Raw genomic sequence first — 18,713 nt, forward strand, 5'->3', positions numbered from 1 at the left:
TAGTTCTTGATCACGGCTGGTCGTGGCGGCGGTGTCGTTGCTGGTGGCAGGCGGTTGCGACGGCTTGGTGATGGCGTCTCCAGGCGGTCCAGTGCAGGACGTGGTCACGGTCGCGGGCGGGTGGTGACAGCACGATGGCCCGCAGGAGACGGATGAGCTCGGGACAGGTCAGCGGGACGAGTCTGGGCTGCCGCTCGGAGCCATCATGGACAGCTGCGGCCGTGAGGGCGAGGACGGCGGCGGCGATCAGGGAGAACAGTGACCAGCGCATCCAGGAGTTCCAGCAGGTCACCTGGCCCTGGTCGAGTCCGGTGAAGCCCTTGGCGAGTTGGAAGGTCTCCTCGATCCGCCACCTCCGGCAGATCACTTCCACCAGCGTGCCGAGCGGGACGTCGCCGGGTGCCCAGCAGCGGAAGTAGGACACCTCGCCGGTGTAGCGGTGCCGCCGTGCGACCAGCACACTCGTGCCAGCCCCAGCCCCAGCCCCAGCCGCGTTCCCGTTTCCGTTCCCGTTCCCGTTCCCGCCGGGAGTGTCGTCGGGGCGGACCTCGAGCCAGGCCCAGTCGTACTCGCGGGTGCCCTTCGCGCCGTGCCCTGTCCGCCGGCGCAGCCATTGCTCGGGCCGCACCTTGTTGATCAGCTTGCGGGCCTCCCACCGGTGGCCGGCCCCGTCGGTGACCTGGTAGGTCGCGGCGATACCGACTGTGTAGCCCAGGCCCAACGCCCTTATTCCCCGGCGCAGTTCACGACCGCAGTACACCTCGTCGCCTGCGAACCATCGGGCATCGAGACCGGACGCGAGCACGCCGGTCACCATGGACAGCGCCTGCTGTGGTTTCGTCGCGAACACGACCTCCTCCGGGACCCCGGCCACCTCGCGGCGCTCCTCGTCCGCGGCCCAGTCCGCCGGGAGGTACAGGGCCCGGTCCACGATCACCTTCATGGTTGCGGTGACCGCCGCCAGATGCACCGCCACCTGGCACAGGCCGACGCCGCCGAGCGCACCGGAGTACTGCGGGCCGGCCCCCACGCAGTCTGTGGAGGACTTCGCATCCCCTGTCTCGTCGGCCACCAACACCACTTCCTGGCCCGCGAGTTCACCGGCCACCAGGCGGGCGATCTCCTCCCGTGCCCGTTCGTGGTCGAACCGGGCCCGGGAGAGCAGGTGCTGCAGCCGGTGCGGACCCGGGTGCCCCAGCGCCTGCCCGAGCGTCCAGCAGTTGCGCGTGTCCACCTCCATCAGCAGCCCCGCGACCAGCTCCGCCATAGTCGCTCGCGTCTCGCGCCGCGCGAAACAGCCCGCGACCGCAGCCATCGCCCTCCCGAACGTCTCGGCCCACGCCTGCTCGGCTATCGTGGCCTCCGCGGCCACCGTCTCTTGATACGTCGTCACAAACGTTCATGATCGCGGTGGCCGCACCCATGCCCGCACCCAGCCCCTCAGCGCGCTGACCAGCCCAGACGCCGGAACTACGGCTGCCGTGTCGGAGCCGGGCCGGATGATGTCGTTGCCGCCCGCGCAGAAGGTCACCAGGTCCGGGGCGAGTTCACGGGCCCGCGGAATCTGTTCCTCGACGATGTGGTCGAGCAGCCGGCCCCGTATCGCGAGATTCGCGTACCGGAAATCGCCGTGAACGGTGTCGGCGGCCTTTCCCTGCTCGTTCTTTTCCCCCTCGCCGGGCACCGGGAGTTGGTCCGCGAGCAGAACGGCGAGCCGGTCCGCCCAGCCCACATACGTCCCGTCAGGCCCCGGATCCCCCACGCCCTCCGTGAAACTGTCACCGAGCGCTGCGTACGACCCGAATGTGCCACGTCTTCTCGTTCTCGAATCGTCAGCCACAGCAGCACATCATTCACCCGGGGATGTGACCTACGCGACCGTAAGGAGAGATTGACGCAGGGTGAGATATGCCATCGGTCAAGTTTGGCCCAAACGGGAATAGCCCCGCCCGGCGAAAAGGAATCACCGGAGCGGGGCCGAAGAGAGCCCGGAAGGGATCAGATGACGACGCCCTGCTGGCGCAGGAAGGCCAGCGGGTCGACGTCCGAGCCGTAGTCGGGACCGGTACGGATCTCGAAGTGCAGGTGCGGGCCTGTCACGTTGCCGGTGGCGCCGGAGAGGCCCAGCTGCTGGCCCTCGCTGACGGTCTGTCCGGCGGAGACGGCGATCGAGGACAGGTGCGCGTACTGCGAGTACATCCCGTCCGCGTGCCGGATGACGACCTGGTTGCCGTACGAGCCGCCGTCACCGGCGCTCACGACGGTGCCCGCGCCGACGGCCTTCACCACGGTGCCCGAGGGCGCCAGGAAGTCCACGCCGGTGTGGTAGCCGCTCGACCAGTTGCTGCCCGAGGCGTGGTACGGCGTGCCGATGGCGATGCCGGAGACCGGCAGCGTGAAGGCGGACGCCTTCACGGCCGGGGCCGCCTTCTTCACGGGCGCGGCCTTCTTCACCGGCGCGGCCTTCTTGGGCGCGGTGCGCTCGGCGGAGCGGGATGCCGTGGTGGGGGCCTTGGCGCGGTCGGCCGCGGGGGCCTTGGCGCCGAGGGTCAGCGTCTGGCCGGGGTGGATCAGCGACGGGTCGGAGCCGATGACGCGCTTGTTGTCCGCGTAAAGCTTCTTCCAGCCGCCCGCGACCTTCTTCTTCTTGGCGATCTTCGACAGGGAGTCGCCGGAGACCACGCGGTAGGTCGCGGCGGTCCTGGCGGCGGCGGCCCGCGTCACGGACGCGGGAGCGGCGTGGACGGCGGACGTGGCGGACGCGGTGACGGATCCGGCGGCGGCGGCCGGTGCGGCGTGCGCCCCGGTGGCGCCGATGAGCGGAAGCACGACTGCGGCTCCGCCCGTTCCGGCCAGGACAAATCCGCGGGTGATCGGGTTGCTCTTGGGACGGCGGTGCTTACCCTTGGCGGGCATGGCGAATTCCTCTCCGGCGCCTACGAGGTGAGCTGTCGGGTTCGGGCTGGAGATGCCCGGTCGCGGTTGCCGCGCGACTTCACCCCGAGCCGTCCGCGGAAACGGAACGGCGTACTACCTGGGTCCCCCGCTCCTGCCACGCGTGGATGGTGGGTGGGTACGAATTCCGGGCGGCGGCAGGATTAGGCGTTCCGCTCGGATTGAGGGTGAACGTAAGCCGACGCGGACGGCCGGTACAAGCCACCGGTACCTCGCATTCGTGCACGCTCCGATATCTTCCGGCCTTTCCGGTCACCCTGCGTGGATATGCGATCTTCGCTTTCCTTCTGACAACGCAATTCCGTTTTCCGTCACCGCCACGCACCGTCACGGATATGATCCTGCTCACGAGCCGAGGACCATCTCCCCCTCGATCGGGGCAGGTTAGGCGCAATGCCTCAATACGGACAGATCTCACCAATTGCCCAAGGGCCCATGTCGTAGGGTCGCAGTCGACATCGTCGGCGAGCCGCGCCGACGGCAGACACGGAGGAGCAGCCCGTGACCCAGAATCTGCCGCACGTGCCACCGGTCGAGCCGGAGCTGACCGGGGTACGCAACTTCCGCGACGTGGGCGGGCTGCCGACCACGGACGGCAGGAAGGTCCGGTACGGGCGGCTCTACCGCAGCGGGCACCTCGCGGGGGCCACCCCGGCGGACGCCGCCCACCTCGCGTCGCTGGGCCTGCACACGGTCTTCGACTTCCGCAACGCGGCCGACGTACGCCTGGACGGGGAGGACATCGAGCTGCCCGGCGTACGGAACGTGAACATCCCGCTCACGGACCCGGCGGACGGCGCCGAGTTCTGGCGGATGGTCCGCGACGGCGACCTCGGCCAGCTGCGCTCGCTTCTCGCGGACGGGAAGGCGGTGGCCCGCATGATCGATTCGTACCGCACGATCATCAGGGACCGTACCGCCGAGCACAGCAGGGTCCTGCACGCGCTCGCCGACAACAACGTCCCCGCGCTGATGCACTGCGCGGCCGGCAAGGACCGCGCCGGCCTGTCCGTCGCGGTGTCGCTGCTCGCGGTCGGTGTGGAGCGGGACGCGATCGAGGAGGACTACCTCAAGTCGAACGAGCCGAGCCGCCGCTACAAGGTCCGCCGCAGCGACACCTCGCCCGCCGGGATGTCCGCGGAGGTGATGGAGCTGCTCGGTCCGCTCTTCGACGCGCGCGCCGCGTACCTCGAAGCGGCCTTCGACACGATCACGACCACCTGGGGCTCCACCGACCGCTACCTCTCCGAGGGCCTCGGGCTCTCCCCGGAGACCCGCGAAAGGCTGCGCGAGGGCCTGCTGGACGCGCCCTAGGAGCCGACGCTGAACAGCAGGTAGAGGAAGCCTGCGAAGAGGTGTCCCGCGATCAGGTAGGCGAAGAGGCGGATGACCAGCCCCCGGGGCAGGGTGCGGTTCTTCTTGTTCTCCGGCATGGCGTCGAACCTTTCTCGAAGGCTGTCGGTGGAGATCGGCGAGGCTGTCAGTGGAGATCGGCGGCGGGGCTCTGGAGCAGGGTGTGGACGAACAGCAGCTCGGTCCCGCCGGCGTCCGCGGCGGCGAGCCGGTGCGGGGTGAGCGAGTCGAAGTGCGCGCTGTCCCCGGGCCCGAGGAGGTGCACCGCGTCCCCGAGGCCCAGCCGCAGCCGCCCGCCGAGGACGTAGAGCCACTCCTCCCCGGGGTGCACGCGTACGAGATCGCCCTGCGCCCCGTACGGCACCACGACCCGCAGCGGCTGCATGGCCCGGCCGGAGCCGCCCGCGCGGTGGTACGTCCAGCCGTCGGCCTCGACCGGCTCCTGGCGCCCCGCGCGGATGACGGGATCACGTTCGGCGGGCGCCTCGCCGAGCAGGTCGGCGACCGTCGTGCCGTAGATGCGGGCCAGGGCCAGCAGCATCGGCAGCGAGGGCTGGCGCCGGCCGGTCTCCAGCCGGGAGAGGTGGGCGGGTGACAGACCCGCCCGCGCGGCGACGGTCTCCAGCGTGAGCCGGCGGTCGCGGCGCAGCTCGCGCAGGCGCGGCGCGACATCGGGGAGCGTTTCCGGCAGGGTGTCCGGCATGATGTCCGGCAGCGCGCCGGACCGGCCCGGAACCGCGTCCTCAGGCGTGTTCATGCCTCTATTGCGCCAGGGACGTGCCTCGGAGGCAACTTTTTTGCCTCCGAGGCAAAAGCACAGCCACCGCCGATGACTACCGGTTCGCGACGGCCTGCTTCACGAGCGTCCTGCCGAAGTCCCACATGAGCCCGCCGCCACCGTGCGCGTCGTCCATCACGGCCGTGAAGGCGTCCACGAAGCGCTCGACCTCCCGCTCGCCGATCGTCAGCGGCGGAATCAGCTTGATCACTTCCAGGTGGTCACCGGAGACCTGCGTGAGGATCCGGTGCTTCTGGAGCAGCGGTACGACCACCATCTGGGCGAAGAGCCCCTTGCGGGCGGCCTGGAGCATGGTCCAGCGCCCCCGCAGCTTGATCGAGTTCGGCCGGCCGAACTCGATCCCGATCATCAGCCCGCGCCCGCGCACGTCGTGCAGCAGTTCGTAGCGGTCCACGAGCGCCGCCAGCCGCGTCCTGAGGAGATCGCCGGTGACCCGCGCGTTGGCGACGATCTGCTCGTCCTCGATCACCGACAGGACGGCCAGGCCCGCCGCCATCGCCTGCGCGTTGGAGCCGAAGCTCGCCGAGTGGACCAGCACCCGGTCCATCGACGAGTAGACCTTCTTGAAGATCCAGTCCCGGCCGAGGGTCGCGCCGACGGGCACATAGCCGCCGGACAGGGCCTTGGCCACACAGATGAGGTCGGGCTCGACCCCGTCCTCGTGCTGGTACGCGTAGAAGTCACCGGTCCTGCCGAGGCCGGTCTGCACCTCGTCCACGATGAGCAGGCTCTTGTGGCGGCGCAGCAGCTCCTGCGCGCCGCGCAGGAAGCCGGGCGGCGCCGCGTACACCCCCTTGCCCTGGATCGGTTCGATCACGAACCCGGCGACGTCGCCGCGCTTCAGCTCGCGCTCCAGCGCGTCGAGGTCGCCCATCTCGATCGCCGTGTCGGGCAGCAGCGGCGCGAAGCCGTCCCGGAAGCCGTCCTCGCCGTTGACGGACAGCGAGCCGGTGGTCAGCCCGTGGAAGGCGTGGGAGCAGTACAGGATCCTGGGGCGGCCGGTGGCGTACCGCGCGAACTTGAGCGCCGTCTCGACCGCTTCCGTACCGCTGTTGCCGAAGAACACCCGGTCCAGGTGCGGGCTGTGGGCCAGCAGCTTCTCGGCGAGCAGGCCGGGCAGCGGCTGGCAGTCGAAGCGGGTGAGGTCGGCGAGCGAGGCGTCGAGGACGTCGTGCAGCGCCTTCCGTACGACGGGGTGGTGGCGCCCGAGCCCCATCACACCGAACCCGGCGAGCATGTCCAGGTAGTCGTTGCCGTCCGCGTCCCAGAAATAGGCGCCCTCGGCCCGTTCGTAGACGCGGTCGAAGCCGATGGTGTGGAGCATGCGCGGGAGTTGGTGGTTGAGGTGCTTCGTGTGCAGGTCGTACCGCTCGGCGCCGCGCTCCGCGAGCAGCCGTGTCAGGTCGAAGCCCTTGGTCATTCGCTGTTCTCCTTGTGTGCCAGGGCGGCGCTGATCCGTCCTGCGATCTCCACCGGTGTGCGGCCGAGGTCGGCCAGCACCTCACTGCGCTTGGCGTGGGGGAGGAACTGTTCCGGGATGCCGATCCCCCGCAGGGGTACGTCGACGGGCTTGACCCACCGGGGGTCGACCACGGTGCAGGGGATACCGCGTTCCGCGAGGAGGTCGGCCGCCGCGAGGCACGGGGCGAGCGCCCCGACGGAGACGACCAGCACCTCGGCGTCGTGCGCGCGGGGCAGGACGTCCATCCCCACGACATGGTGGTCGTGCCGCAGGACGTCCCGTGCCTGGGCCGGGCCGTCCGCCCAGCCGAGCACGGTGGAGGCGTGCGAGTTCTCGATGACGTCGTGGTCGGACTCCGCGCGGGAGGGGTAGCCGGACAGCCCGCCCTTGCCGCGCAGTTCGGAGAAGTCCTGCCGGCCGGTCAGGAGTTTTTCGCCGAGCTGTCCCGCTGTCAGTGCCTTGAGGTCGTGCGGCCCCCGGATCCCTTCCAAGATCGACACGATCGAGCCCCCTCTCCCCTGCTTCTCGGCCCACCACGGCGCGGTGCCCCGCCCACCGCCGCCGGACGGGCCGGCGGCGGTGGGCGGGGCGTTCCGTCAGTGCGCTCCCGTGACCGTCAGCGGGTGCCGCCGACCGTCTCGCGGACCGCCCGCAGGGATTCCTTGAGGGATCCCATGGTGGCGAGGACGGCCGTCGGCTCGTAGCCGCAGTGCGCCATGCAGTTGGCGCACCGGGGGTCCTTGCCGCGCCCGTACTTGTCCCAGTCGGTCTCCTCGATCAGCTGCCGGTACGTCGGCACGTACCCGTCGCTCATCAGGTAGCAGGGGCGCTGCCAGCCGAAGAGCGAGTAGTTCGGGATGGCCCAGGCCGTGCAGGGGAAGTCGGCCTTGCCTTCGAGGAAGTCCAGGAAGAGCGGCGAGTGGTTGAGGCGCCAGCGCCTGCGGTTGCCGCCGGAGAACGCCTTCTTGAACAGCTCCCGCGTCTGTTCGACACCCAGGAAGTGCTCCTGGTCGGGGGCCTTCTCGTAGGCGTAGGCGGGCGAGATCATCATCTCGTCCACCTTCAGGTCGTCATTGAGGTAGTTGAGCACCTCGATGATGGTCTGCGGGGTGTCGGTGTTGAAGAAGGTCGAGTTGGTGGTCACCCGGAAACCGGCCGCCTTGGCCGCCTTGATGGCCGCCACCGCCTCGTCGAACACCCCCTCCTTCGCGACGGACTCGTCGTGCCGCTCCCGCAGCCCGTCGATGTGCACGGCGAACGCGAAGTACGGCGACGGGGTGAACTTGTCGAGCTTCTTGCGCATCAGCATCGCGTTGGTGCACAGGAAGACGTACTTCTTCTTGGCCACCAGCTGCCGGACGATCTCGTCGATCTGTGGGTGCATCAGCGGCTCGCCGCCGGCGATGGAGACCATCGGCGCCCCTGACTCCAGCACCGCGCCGACCGCCTGGGCAACGGGCATCCGCTGCTTCAGCACGCCGGCCGGGTGCTGGATCTTGCCGCAGCCCTCACAGGCCAGATTGCAGGCGAACAGTGGTTCGAGCTCGACGATGAGCGGGAACTTCTCCCGCTTTCTGAGCTTCTGTTCAGCCAGATAAGTCCCGACCCTGATGGTCTGGCGAAGCGGCATGGCCATCTAGCTCACCTCCTGGGGAGCAGCAAAGAACGGTGCCATTCATAAAAAGCTGGAAGGACGGCACGAAGAACACGGAAAGCTGATATTCCACCGCGCACCGTGCCGATACGGACGAGCTCGTGCTCCGGGGCGTCCACGACCACCCGGACGGCCGCAACCGGCCGGGGCCCGGCACGCAGAGCGGTACGGAGTGTCGTGGCGGACTCCATGTCCACCGCGACCGCCCCGGTGGCGCGCAGCGCGACCCGCTCCTCGCCGCGCACCACATGATCGGAGCCGGTCAGCGGTCCGGTGTGGACCGCGTGTCCCGGTACTGCGCGTGTCAGCGCCTCGACGAGCAGCTCGGTGGCCGTACAGGGCGTGGAGCCACCGGCTCCCCGGGTCTCGTCGGCGACGATCAGGTCCCCGGGGTTCATCCCCGGGGCGAGGCCGGCACAGAAGCCGGACGCGATGACGGCCGCGTCCCTGTGCCTGGCCTCGCCGAGCGCGCGCGCCACCGCGTGCTCGGCGTTCTTGGGTCCCATGCCCGTCCGCAGGACGGTCACAGGACCGGCCGCGTCGGCGCGTCCCGCGCTGCGCAGCGCGAACCGCTCGATGCCCAGGGCGCAGGCGATCAGCAGACCGAAGGGCTCTTCCATCAGCTCCCCTTGCGGCTGATCGCGCCGCTGGCCAGGGGCTCCCCGTTGACGTACCGGCCGAGAGCCGTGAGCGGGAAGACCTGCCGGTAGAGGTGGTAGTTGATGGAGAAGTCCCACGGGAAGCCGGTACCGGTGAAGTACGGCTCGTCCCACGAACCGTCCTCGCGCTGGGTCTCGGCGAGCCAGGCGACACCCCGCTCGACGGCCGCGCTCTCCCGCCCGCCGGCCGCGAGGAGCGCCAGCAGCGCCCACGCGGTCTGGGAGGCGGTGGAGGCACCGTGCCCGATCCACTTCTCCTCGCGGTACGAGCGCAGGTCCTCGCCCCAGCCTCCGTCGTCGTTCTGCACGGATTCGAGCCAGCGGACGGCCCGGCGGATCGCGGGGTGGGTGACCGGCAGCCCGGCGGCGGTCAGGGCGGGCACCACCGAGCCGGTGCCGTAGACGTAGTTGACGCCCCAGCGGCCGAACCAGGCGCCGGAGGCTTCCTGTTCCGCGAGGAGCCACTCGATGCCCCTGCGGGTGTCGGGGTGTTGGGCCATGCCCTCGTACGCCAGCATCTCCACGACGTGCGCGGTGACGTCGGCGGACGGCGGGTCGATGACCTCACCGAAGTCGCAGAACGGCATCCGGTTGGGGAACGGGCTGGTGTTGTCGGCGTCGAACGCCGCCCACGCCCCGTTCCTGGACTGCATGCCGAGCGTCCACCGGGTACCGCGCTCGACGGCCGCGTCGAGCCGCGCGGGCGCCGGGTGTCTGACCCGGCGCAGCGCCAGGATCACCTCGGCGGTGTCGTCGATGTCCGGGTAGTTGTCGTTGTGGAACTCGAAGGCCCAGCCGCCGGGGGCGAGTTCGGGTCTGCGTACGGCCCAGTCCCCCGGCCGGGAGATCTCCTCGGCGATCATCCAGTCGGCGGCCTTGACCAGCGCCGGGTGGTCGGGGCTCAGGCCCGCGTCGGCGAGGGCGATGGTGGCCAGGCAGGTGTCCCAGACCGGGGACTGACAGGCCTCGATCATCCGCGCGCCGTCCTCGCGCCACACGGCGAACCGGTCGAGCGATTCCAGGCCCGCGCGCATGATCGGGTGGTCCAGGTCGTAGCCGAGGAGGTGCAGGGCGATCACGGAGTAGACGGCGGGCGGCTGGATCCCGCCCCAGGCACCGTCGTTCTCCTGCCGCTCGATGATCCAGCGGGCGGCCGCGTTCATCGCGGTCCTGCGTACGCGGCGTGGCGCCACCTTGTGGTAGGCGTGCAGGAGCTTGTCGAGCCGCTGGAACATGCCGTCCCAACTGGCGACCGATGCCAGCGGTTTGACGGGGTTGGGGGCGCCGGCGTCGGTGTGCAGTTCGTCGAGCGGGAAGGGAGCGGGCCGCACGGGCCGCTTCGCCGAGACGATGGTGAGCGGCACGATGGTCTGCCGGGCCCAGCAGCCGAAGTCGTAGATGTTGAGCGGGAACCACTTGGGGAAGAAGATCAGTTCGGGGGGCAGTTGGGGGAGGTCGTCCCACTTCCACCAGCCGAAGAGGGCCAGCCAGATCCGGGTGAAGACGCGGGCGGCGGCGATGCCGCCCTGTTCCCGTACCCAGGTGGCGGCGCGTTTCATGTGCGGGTCGTCCGGGCTGTCCCCGGCGAGCCGCAGGGCCACGTACGCCTCGATGGTGGCGGAGAGTTCGGGAGGGCCGCCGTAGAAGGTGGCCCACGTGCCGTCCGCGCGTTGCTGGCCTCGGATGAACAGGCCCGCGGCCTCGGTGGTGCGCGGGTCCTGGACCCCGAGGAATTGACGGAGCAGCAGATCCTCGGCGTCCATGGTGACGTTCGTCTCCAGGTCGCCCTTCCACCACCCCTGGGCGTCCTGTTGGCCGAGCAGGTGCTCGACGGATCGTGCGGTGGCCCGCCGGGCGGCCACCAGGAGGTCGCCCGCCGCGGCGGTAGTCGTGTCGGTCGGTTCACTGGCCGCGGCTGCGCGGGGTCCCACGGCCCCGGTGCTTCCGTCGGTCGTCGCTGTCATGGCTTCCCCTTCGTGCAGTGTGCTTCTGCTGTGCTGGGGTCTCCGTCGTCCATGCCCGGTCGGGCTGCCGCGAGGGCTGCGCCCTAGGGGCCGTGGACGGCGACTGCGAGGCATATGGGAATAATGATCATCTCTTTCGTACGACGACGAAGTCGGCGAGTGCGGTGAGCTGCGCCCTGACCTGTTGCGGCATGTCCACGCCGTCCAGGGCCTCGATGGCGACGGTGTGCTGCCTGCGGGCCTCCTGCGAGGTCCACTCCCGGCCGCCCGCCTCCTCGATCAGTGCCGCCCTGGTGGCGAACTCCTCCTCCGAGAAACGCTCGAAGTCGTTGCTCTTGGCGTCGGCGGCGAGCAGTTCGCCGAGCCGTTCCGACGCCGGACCGCCCGCCGCGAGCGCGGCGACGACCGGCAGGGACTTCTTGCGCTGGCGCAGGTCGCTCCAGGTCTGCTTGCCGGTGGCCCCCGGGTCGCCCCAGATGCCCAGCAGGTCGTCCACGGCCTGGAAGGCGAGCCCGAGGTGATGGCCGTACGCCTCCAGCGTGTCGGCCGTCCGGTCGTCGGCGCCGCCGAGGACCGCGCCGATGGAGGCGGCGCAGGCGAGCAGGGCGCCGGTCTTGTTGCCCTCCATCTCCAGGCACTCCTCGACGGTGACCCGTTCGCGGTGCTCGAAGGAGATGTCCTGGGCCTGGCCGTCGATCAGTTTGCGGCTGGCGGTGGTCAGCCGGCGGGTCGCGCGGCCCGCCTCCACCGTGCCCAGCTCCAGCAACACCTCGTTGGCGAGCGCGAAGAGCGCGTCGCCGACGAGGATCGCCTGGGCGGGGCCGTGCATCTTCCAGACGGTGTCGCGGTGGCGGCGCTGCTCGTCGCCGTCCATCAGGTCGTCGTGAAGGAGCGAGAAGTTGTGGACCAGTTCCACGGCGACCGCGCCGGGGATGCCCGTGCGGGGGTGGGCGCCGGCGGCCTCGGCGGAGAGCAGCGCGAGCGCCGGGCGCACGGCCTTGCCGCCGTCGCCGTCGGCGGGCCTGCCCTCGGCGTCGATCCAGCCGAAGTGGTAGGCGGCGACGGTGTCCATGGGCGGGGCGAGCCGGTCGACCGCGGCGCGCAGCACGGGGGTCGACATGCTCCGTCCGCGCTCCAGCAGTGCGTAGACGTCGGCGGTGTCGACAGCCGGGTTCGCCGGGGGCACGGTCGGCACGGTCTCTCCTCTTGTTCCAGTACTCGTGGGGGCGGTGCTCGGGCTCATGCCGCCTCCTCCAGCGGGTGTGCGTGGCGGGCGCCCAGCTCGGCCAGGGCCGCGCCGGCGGCGCTGAAGCCGCTCCTGACCGCGCTCTCCATGGTCGCGGGCCAGCCGGTGGCGGTCCACGCGCCGGCCAGGTACAGGCCGGGTGCGTGGGTACGGGCCCCCGGCCGCAGCCGGCCCACGCCCGGGGTGGGGGCGAAGGTGGCGGTCCGCTCGCGGGTGACGAAGAAGTCCCGTACCTCCGCGCCCCTGGTCGCCGGAAGCAGTCGTTCCAGCTCGGGCAGATAGCGCGTGCGCAGGGCGGAGACGGGGGTGTCGATCTCGTCCTCGGCCGCGGACTGGGAGAGGGCCAGGTACTGGCCCTCCTGGAGTCCGGAGGCGGCCGTACGGTCGAAGACCCACTGGACCGGGCTGCCGAGGGCGGCGAAGAACGGCCGGCGCAGGACCTTACGGTCGTAGACGACGTGGATGTTCAGGATCGGCGCGGTGCCGATGTCGAGCAGCCGGTCGGGGTCGTCGAGGGCGCCCTCGGGCAGCAGCGCGTGGGCCTCGCGCTGGGGTACGGCGAGGACGACGGCGTCCGCGTCGAGCCGCTCGCCGTCCACCTCGACGTGCCAGCCGCCGTTCTCCGCCCGGGTGACGGAGTGGACGCGGGTGCGCAGCTGTGTCCGTACGCCGGCGGAGTCCAGGGCCTTGCGGGCCAGCGTGTCGTGCAGCTCGCCGAGGGGGACGTGCGCCCAGCCGATGTCGGCGGCGCCGGGCTCGGAGAGCAGTCCGGTCTTGAAGACCATCGCGGCGAGCCCGAGGGAGGCGTTGGGCGCGGTGGCGTTGAGGGTGGCGACGCCCACCAGGTCCCAGAGCGCCTCGATCGTCCGGGCCGACTGGCCGTGGCGGCCGAGCCAGGTGCCGAAGTCGACCCCGTCCAGCGCCGGGTCGGCGGGATCGAGCCGCTTGAGGGCGAGCGCGGCGCGTCCTACGGAGGCGCGCTCGGCGAGGGAGAGGTGCGGGTAGGCGGCGAGTCCGGCGGCGAGGTGCAGCGGTACGGGCAGGCCGTTGCGGCGGATCCGGCCGAGGCGCGGCCTGCCGGGCGTGCCGACGTCCAGGACGGGTACGTCCAGGCGGTCCTGGAGGGGGGCGAGCGCGGCGCCGTCGACCCGGTCGAGGAACCAGCGGTACGCGGTGCAGCAGCGCAGGTACACGTGCTGTCCGTTGTCGATGTCGAGTCCGCCGCGGCGGAAGGAGAAGGCGAGGCCGCCGAGCCGGGGCCGGCCTTCCACCAGGGTCACGTCCAGTCCGGCGTCGGCGAGCTGGAGCGCGGCGGTGGTCCCGGCGAGTCCCGCGCCGACCACGACCGCGTGCCGGGACCGCGTGCCGTCGGCTGTGGTCATGCCTGCCCCCCTCGGAGTGTCGCAGTCAGGGACGCGTCAGACCGGCGGATGGTTGACACGGCAGGACCGGCCGACGGCGCCGGCGCGCCGCTCGTACCGGCCCGGGAGCCCTCCGGGGCGTTGTCGCACGTCATGCGCGCCTCCTGACCGTCTGCCGGGTGACGTTCCTGGCGTCGAGACCCGAGAGGCCGCGGACCGCCACGTACGCCTTCTCGTGTCCCGGCAGGGAGACACGCCCGCGCAGCACGGCCTCGGGGTCGCGCTCGATGCGGTCGAGGAGCCTGCGGTAGATGCCGGCCATGGCGGCGACACAGGCGCCGCTGCGCCGGTCGAGCAGCGGCAGCAGCCGGTAGCCCTCGGCGAACAGGGCCCGCGCGCGGCGGACCTCGAAGTGCACCAGTCCGGCGAAGTCGGCCCCGGGGGCGGGGGTGTTGCTGTGGAATCCCGCGGAGCAGCCGAACTTGGCGAGGTCGTCGGACGGCAGGTACGTACGGCCGTTGCCCGCGTCCTCGCGTACGTCCCTGAGGATGTTCGTCAGCTGGAGGGCGAGGCCCAGCGTGTCGGCGTACTCGGACGCGCGCTCGGCGCCCGGGGCGCCGGGGGACGTACCGAAGACGCCGAGCGAGAGCCGGCCGATGGCGCCCGCGACACACCGGCAGTACACCTTGAGCTGGTCCCAGGTCTCGTACGTCTCGCCGCGGACGTCCATCAGGACGCCGTCGATCAGCTCGTCGAGCCCGTCGACGGGGATGGGGAAACGGCGGGCCGCGTCGGCGAGCGCGACGGCGACGGGGTCGGTGTCGTCCTCGTCGACGGCGCCTTCCCTGATCCGGTCCAGGAGCACACGGGTGTCCTCCAGCCTGGCCTGCTTGGCCGCCGGTTCCAGTGTGCCGTCGCCGATGTCGTCCACCCGCCGGGAGAGGGCGTACAGCGCGGACATGGCCTGCCGCTTGTCGGTCGGCAGCAGCCTGATGCCGTAGGCGAAATTACGGGCCTGCTGGCCTGTGACGGCCTCGCAGTAGCTGTAGGCCGCCAATACCGGCGCGGACATCGGCGTCTGTCCCTCCACGTTCCGGTTCACCCCTCTCTGTGCGCTCGTCGCAAGACAGCTCCCACTTCGCGCAGCAGACGCGGCTTGGTGGGTTTGGGCGGTCCGGGGAGCACATCGTGCCCGGCGGCCGCGATCGAAGCGAGGGCGGCGCGCCCTCCGGCCACAAATCCCGCGAGCAGCAGACGGAGTCTGCCGTGGACGCTACCCACCAACAGGGTGCCTTCATTCAAGAGCCGGCCCGCCCGTTCGGCCTCGTAGGCCACCAGCTGGCGCACGGCGGCGCCCGCGCTCGGGACGGCGAGGTCCGCCTCGGTGACGCGGAATCGTTTCATGTCTTCCGCGGGCAGGTAGATCCGGTCGCGCCCGAGGTCCTCGGTCACGTCCTGGAGATGTTCGATGATCTGGAGTGCGGTGCAGACGGCGTCGGAGAGGCGGACACGCTCCGGGGTCGCGGTGCCGCTGATCGCCAGGACGAGCCGGCCGACCGGGTTCGCGGACAGTTCGCAGTACGCGAGGAGGTCGTCGTACGTCTCGTAGCGCCGTACCAGCTGGTCCTGGCGGTTGGCGCCGATCAGGCCGAGGAACGGCTCGGGTGTGAGCGCGGCGTTCCGTACGGTCGGGACGAGCGCCGTCAGCAGCGGATGGCCGGGAGCGGGGCCAGCCGGGTCGAAGACGCGCCGCGTGTCGGCCTCGAAGGCGTCGAGCATGACGAGCCGGTCGTCGGCCTGCCCGGGATCGACACCGAGGTGGCGGGCGTCGCCGCCGCCGGGGGCGAGGTCCCCGTCGCCGATGTCGTCGACGAGCCGGGCGAAGCCGTAGACCGCCATCAGGTCGTCGCGCCAGGCGCGGGGCAGGAAGAACGGCGCCACGGGGAAGTTCTCGTCCGCGGCCTTGTCCAGCGTCGTCCGCGAGGTGGCGTCGGGGCGCACCTGTGGGGTGCCCGTCACTGCGAGCTTCCCGGTGCAAGGACGGCGAAACCCTCGCGAATCTGGAGATTTTCCGTCACTGCCGTCACATCTCCCGTTCTACACTGCCGACCCAATACATCCCATTTCGGACACGCCGCCCGCTCGGCCCAGTCCCTCCGCACTCCCGCGCACCTGGGCGCTCCCGCGTCCGGAGGCCACCGGCGGACAGGACGCCCCCGGGGGAATCGCCCCACATGCCACGAATCAGCACCCGCACAGCTTACGTTGTACAACGAAGAGGAACACGCGGGGGTGTTGAGCGCATAACAAGAACATCGCAATGCCGGTCAACCTTCCCCCGACCCGGCCGACTTGACCGACGTTTGACGAAAACGGCCGGTGGCCGCACCCGGCCTGCCCGGTCCCGCCCCGGTGAAACCCCGTACGCCATGATGCTCCCGGCCGGCCGGGGATCTCCGGGGGCGCGCCGGGCCTCCGTCATGGCGCGGCCCCCGCCGTGGTGTTCCGGCGGGGGCCGCGTCGGGCTGATGGGGCACGGTGGGGACGGACCGGACTACTTGCCCGTCTCCTTCTCGTACGCCTTGATGACCTCGTCGGTCGGGCCGTCCATGAGCAGCTCGCCCTTCTCCAGCCACAGCACCCGGTCACAGGTGTCCCTGATCGACTTGTTGCTGTGGCTCACCAGGAAGACCGTGCCCGCCTCCTTGCGCAGCTCGCGGATCCGCTGCTCGGAGCGGATCTGGAACTTGCGGTCGCCGGTGGCCAGCGCCTCGTCGATCATCAGGACGTCGTGGTTCTTGGCGGCGGCGATGGAGAACCGCAGCCGGGCCGCCATGCCGGAGGAGTACGTCCGCATGGGAAGGGTGATGAAGTCGCCCTTCTCGTTGATGCCGGAGAAGTCGACGATCTGCTGGTAGCGCTCACGGACCTCCTCGCGCGACATGCCCATGGCCAGACCGCCGAGGATCACGTTGCGTTCGCCGGTCAGGTCGTTCATCAGCGCCGCGTTCACACCGAGCAGCGAGGGCTGGCCGTCGGTGTAGACCTTCCCCCGCTCGGTCGGCAGCAGCCCGGCGATGGCCCGCAGCAGGGTCGACTTGCCGGAGCCGTTGGTGCCGATCAGGCCGATCGCCTCGCCGCGGTAGGCGGTGAAGGTGACGCCCCGGACGGCGTGGACCTTGCGGACCCCGCGGGACTCCCCCTTCTCCTTCTCCCGGCGGACGATCCGGCTCAGCGCCGCCGTGGCACTGCCCCGGCCGCCGCCACCGGCGTTGACCCGGTAGACGATGTGCACGTCGTCGGCGATGACGGTGGGGGTGCGCCCCTTTTCGATGTCAGCCACGGCCGTACCGCTCCTCAGCTTTCCAGAAGTACACGAAGCCCCCGGCGCCCAGGACCACGGCCCAGAGCAGACCGACCATCCAGACGTGCGCGGGCAGATTCTCCGAGCCGTAGCCGTCGATCAGCGCGAACCTGACCAGATCCATGTAGATCGCGGCCGGGTTGTACTGGAGGACGTCCCCGATCCAGGCGGGCTTGTCCCTGAGCATCACGGGAATGGAGAACATCACACCCGACGCGTACATCCACGTACGCATCACGAACGGCATCAGCTGGGCGAGGTCCGGGGTCTTGCTGCCCAGCCTCGCCATGATCAGCGCGAGGCCGGTGTTGAACACGAACTGGAGCGCCAGCGCGGGCAGGATCAGCAGCCAGCTCAGCGACGGATAGCTGCCGAACGCCACCGCCACGACCACCAGCACGATCATGGAGTACATCAGCTGCTGGAGCTGCTGGAGCGCGAAGGAGACCGGCAGCGCGGCCCGGGGGAAGTGCAGGGCCCTGACCAGCCCCAGATTGCCCGAGATGGCACGGACCCCGGCCATCACCGAACTCTGGGTGAAGGTGAAGACGAACACCCCGGTCACCAGGAACGGGATGAAGACCTCCGACGGGATGCCCCGGCTGCTCTGGAGGATCAGGCCGAAGATCAGGTAGTAGACGGCCGCGTTGAGCAGCGGCGTCGCCACCTGCCAGAGCTGGCCGAGCTTGGCCTGGCTGTACTGGGCCGTGAGCTTCGCGCTGGAGAAGGCCAGGACGAAGTGCCGGCGACCCCACAACTGCCGTACGTAGTCGGCCAGTCCGGGGCGCGCCCCGCTCACCGCCAGACCGTACTTGGCGGCGACCTCCGCCGGGGAGAGACGGTCGTCGGGAGACGGCGGGGCGCTCATCGCGATCGCACCGTCATGGGTTGTCTCACTCACAAGTTGAAACTTTCGTGTTCAAGATGCGCAGACGATCGGGCACCGGCACGGACGGCCAGGCCGCGGGGACAGGACATGAGATGTTCTCAGACCCCAGATGCTCTCAGAGTCCGAGCATCTCAGACGACCGGTGGACGGCCCAGCCTGGTGAGTCGCCAGACCGTACGCCATTTCATCGGCCTCCGTGGTCCGCACGGGGTGGACCAGCCTTCCCTGAAGCCGCCCCACCACGCCTTGAGAGCCGGTTTCGACGGCCGCCTGAGCAGGGTCAGCAGCAGCCAGACCCCCAGATAGACCGGTACGACCGGGGCGGGGAGGTTGCGGCGGGCCAGCCAGACCCGGTTGCGGGCCACCATGCGGTGGTAGACCGCGTGCCGGGACGGCGGCATCGTCGGATGGTGCAGCACCAGGTCCGCGCGGTAGTCGATCATCCAGCCGGCGTCCAGGGCACGCCAGGCGAGATCGGTCTCCTCGTGCGCGTAGAAGAAGTCGTCCGGCAGCGGGCCGACCTCCGCGAGGACCTTCGTCCGTACGGCGTTGGCGCCGCCGAGGAAGGTCGTCACCCGGGACGACCGCAGCGGGTCGGACGCGCGCAGGCGCGGGACGTGCCGACGCTGCGTCAGTCCGGTCTCCGGGTCGGCGATCCGGAAGCTGACGATGCCGAGGACGGGATCGGCCGCGAAGGCCTCCCGTACCAGCTGGGCCGTGTCCGTGAGGGGCAGCGAACCGTCGTCGTCCAGGAAGAGCAGCGCGTCGACCTCCGAGCCGGCCGCGCCGAAGGCCTCGATGCCGACGTTGCGGCCGCCCGGGATGCCCAGGTTCTCGGGCAGCTCGACCGTCCGTACCCCGTCGGGAACGGGCCCCACCGGGGCGCCGTTCCCGACCACGACGACATCGACCGGATCGCCCTCCTGACGGGCGACCGAGTCGAGGAGCGCACGCAGTTCGCCGGGGCGCTCACCCATCGTGATGATCACCGCGCCGAGCCGCATGTC

17 protein-coding genes, 1 pseudogene and 1 riboswitch are annotated in these 18,713 nt (G+C 70.6%); of the genes and pseudogenes, 1 reads left to right on the forward strand and 17 read right to left on the reverse strand.

Annotated elements, in window-relative coordinates; genetic code table 11:
• Positions 1–10: 10 nt before the first annotated feature.
• From OG349_RS04945 to OG349_RS04955, 3 genes and pseudogenes are all read right to left on the reverse strand, one after another.
• Positions 11–1,393, reverse strand: a complete 1,383-nt coding sequence (locus OG349_RS04945) for an IS701 family transposase (RefSeq protein ID WP_327233416.1) — start codon at positions 1,391–1,393, stop codon at positions 11–13.
• Positions 1,394–1,423: 30 nt separating this feature from the next.
• Positions 1,424–1,840, reverse strand: a pseudogene (locus tag OG349_RS04950) (SGNH/GDSL hydrolase family protein); the annotation flags it as partial.
• 158 nt (positions 1,841–1,998) lie between these two features.
• Entirely contained in the window at positions 1,999–2,916 is a 918-nt protein-coding gene (locus tag OG349_RS04955) for a M23 family metallopeptidase (protein ID WP_327233418.1), read from the reverse strand.
• Between the two features lie 2 nt (positions 2,917–2,918).
• A riboswitch (cyclic di-AMP (ydaO/yuaA leader) is annotated at positions 2,919–3,082 on the reverse strand.
• A gap of 374 nt (positions 3,083–3,456) precedes the next feature.
• On the opposite strand from OG349_RS04955, the gene OG349_RS04960 reads away from it, so the two are divergent.
• Positions 3,457–4,269, forward strand: coding sequence for a tyrosine-protein phosphatase (locus tag OG349_RS04960; RefSeq protein ID WP_327233419.1), 813 nt, complete (start codon positions 3,457–3,459; stop codon positions 4,267–4,269).
• On the opposite strand, the gene OG349_RS04965 is transcribed toward OG349_RS04960, so the two are convergent.
• From OG349_RS04965 to OG349_RS05030, 14 genes are all read right to left on the reverse strand, one after another.
• On the reverse strand, positions 4,266–4,388 hold the full coding sequence (locus tag OG349_RS04965; RefSeq protein ID WP_237530559.1) for a DUF6126 family protein: 123 nt from the start codon (positions 4,386–4,388) through the stop codon (positions 4,266–4,268). The genes OG349_RS04960 and OG349_RS04965 overlap by 4 nt on opposite strands.
• Positions 4,389–4,435: 47 nt before the next feature.
• Positions 4,436–5,011, reverse strand: a complete 576-nt coding sequence (locus OG349_RS04970; protein WP_327238449.1) for a helix-turn-helix domain-containing protein — start codon at positions 5,009–5,011, stop codon at positions 4,436–4,438.
• Positions 5,012–5,141: 130 nt separating this feature from the next.
• On the reverse strand, positions 5,142–6,527 hold the full coding sequence (locus OG349_RS04975) for an aspartate aminotransferase family protein (protein ID WP_327233420.1): 1,386 nt from the start codon (positions 6,525–6,527) through the stop codon (positions 5,142–5,144).
• The gene (locus OG349_RS04980; protein ID WP_442806202.1) at positions 6,524–7,069 is read right to left on the reverse strand and encodes a 1-deoxy-D-xylulose-5-phosphate synthase N-terminal domain-containing protein; all 546 of its coding nucleotides are present in this window, start codon (positions 7,067–7,069) and stop codon (positions 6,524–6,526) included. Before OG349_RS04980 ends, OG349_RS04975 begins: the two co-directional genes overlap by 4 nt.
• Before the next feature lie 116 nt (positions 7,070–7,185).
• Entirely contained in the window at positions 7,186–8,205 is a 1,020-nt protein-coding gene (hpnH, locus tag OG349_RS04985) for an adenosyl-hopene transferase HpnH (RefSeq protein ID WP_327233421.1), read from the reverse strand.
• A gap of 5 nt (positions 8,206–8,210) precedes the next feature.
• Entirely contained in the window at positions 8,211–8,843 is a 633-nt protein-coding gene (locus OG349_RS04990; protein WP_327233422.1) for a phosphorylase family protein, read from the reverse strand.
• Positions 8,843–10,846 carry a squalene--hopene cyclase gene (gene shc / locus OG349_RS04995; protein ID WP_327233423.1) on the reverse strand — a complete coding sequence of 668 codons (2,004 nt, stop codon included), beginning with the start codon at positions 10,844–10,846 and terminating at the stop codon, positions 8,843–8,845. The genes OG349_RS04990 and shc overlap by 1 nt, the downstream gene beginning before the upstream one ends.
• Before the next feature lie 127 nt (positions 10,847–10,973).
• Positions 10,974–12,032, reverse strand: a complete 1,059-nt coding sequence (locus OG349_RS05000; protein WP_327238451.1) for a polyprenyl synthetase family protein — start codon at positions 12,030–12,032, stop codon at positions 10,974–10,976.
• 53 nt (positions 12,033–12,085) lie between these two features.
• Positions 12,086–13,474, reverse strand: a complete 1,389-nt coding sequence (gene hpnE, locus OG349_RS05005) for a hydroxysqualene dehydroxylase HpnE (RefSeq protein WP_327233424.1) — start codon at positions 13,472–13,474, stop codon at positions 12,086–12,088.
• Between the two features lie 130 nt (positions 13,475–13,604).
• Positions 13,605–14,525: a presqualene diphosphate synthase HpnD gene (gene hpnD, locus OG349_RS05010; protein WP_327233425.1), complete on the reverse strand. Its 921-nt coding sequence runs from the start codon at positions 14,523–14,525 to the stop codon at positions 13,605–13,607.
• Between the two features lie 26 nt (positions 14,526–14,551).
• Positions 14,552–15,472 carry a squalene synthase HpnC gene (hpnC, locus tag OG349_RS05015; protein ID WP_327233426.1) on the reverse strand — a complete coding sequence of 307 codons (921 nt, stop codon included), beginning with the start codon at positions 15,470–15,472 and terminating at the stop codon, positions 14,552–14,554.
• A gap of 535 nt (positions 15,473–16,007) precedes the next feature.
• On the reverse strand, positions 16,008–16,796 hold the full coding sequence (locus OG349_RS05020; RefSeq protein ID WP_161307945.1) for an ABC transporter ATP-binding protein: 789 nt from the start codon (positions 16,794–16,796) through the stop codon (positions 16,008–16,010).
• Positions 16,789–17,718, reverse strand: coding sequence for an ABC transporter permease (locus tag OG349_RS05025; RefSeq protein WP_327233427.1), 930 nt, complete (start codon positions 17,716–17,718; stop codon positions 16,789–16,791). The genes OG349_RS05020 and OG349_RS05025 overlap by 8 nt, the downstream gene beginning before the upstream one ends.
• A gap of 119 nt (positions 17,719–17,837) precedes the next feature.
• Complete coding sequence (locus OG349_RS05030; protein WP_327238452.1) at positions 17,838–18,710, reverse strand: glycosyltransferase family 2 protein; 873 nt, start codon at positions 18,708–18,710, stop codon at positions 17,838–17,840.
• Between the last annotated feature and the right edge of the window lie 3 nt (positions 18,711–18,713).

This window comes from Streptomyces sp. NBC_01317 (genome assembly GCF_035961655.1).
In the GTDB taxonomy this organism is placed as follows: domain Bacteria; phylum Actinomycetota; class Actinomycetes; order Streptomycetales; family Streptomycetaceae; genus Streptomyces.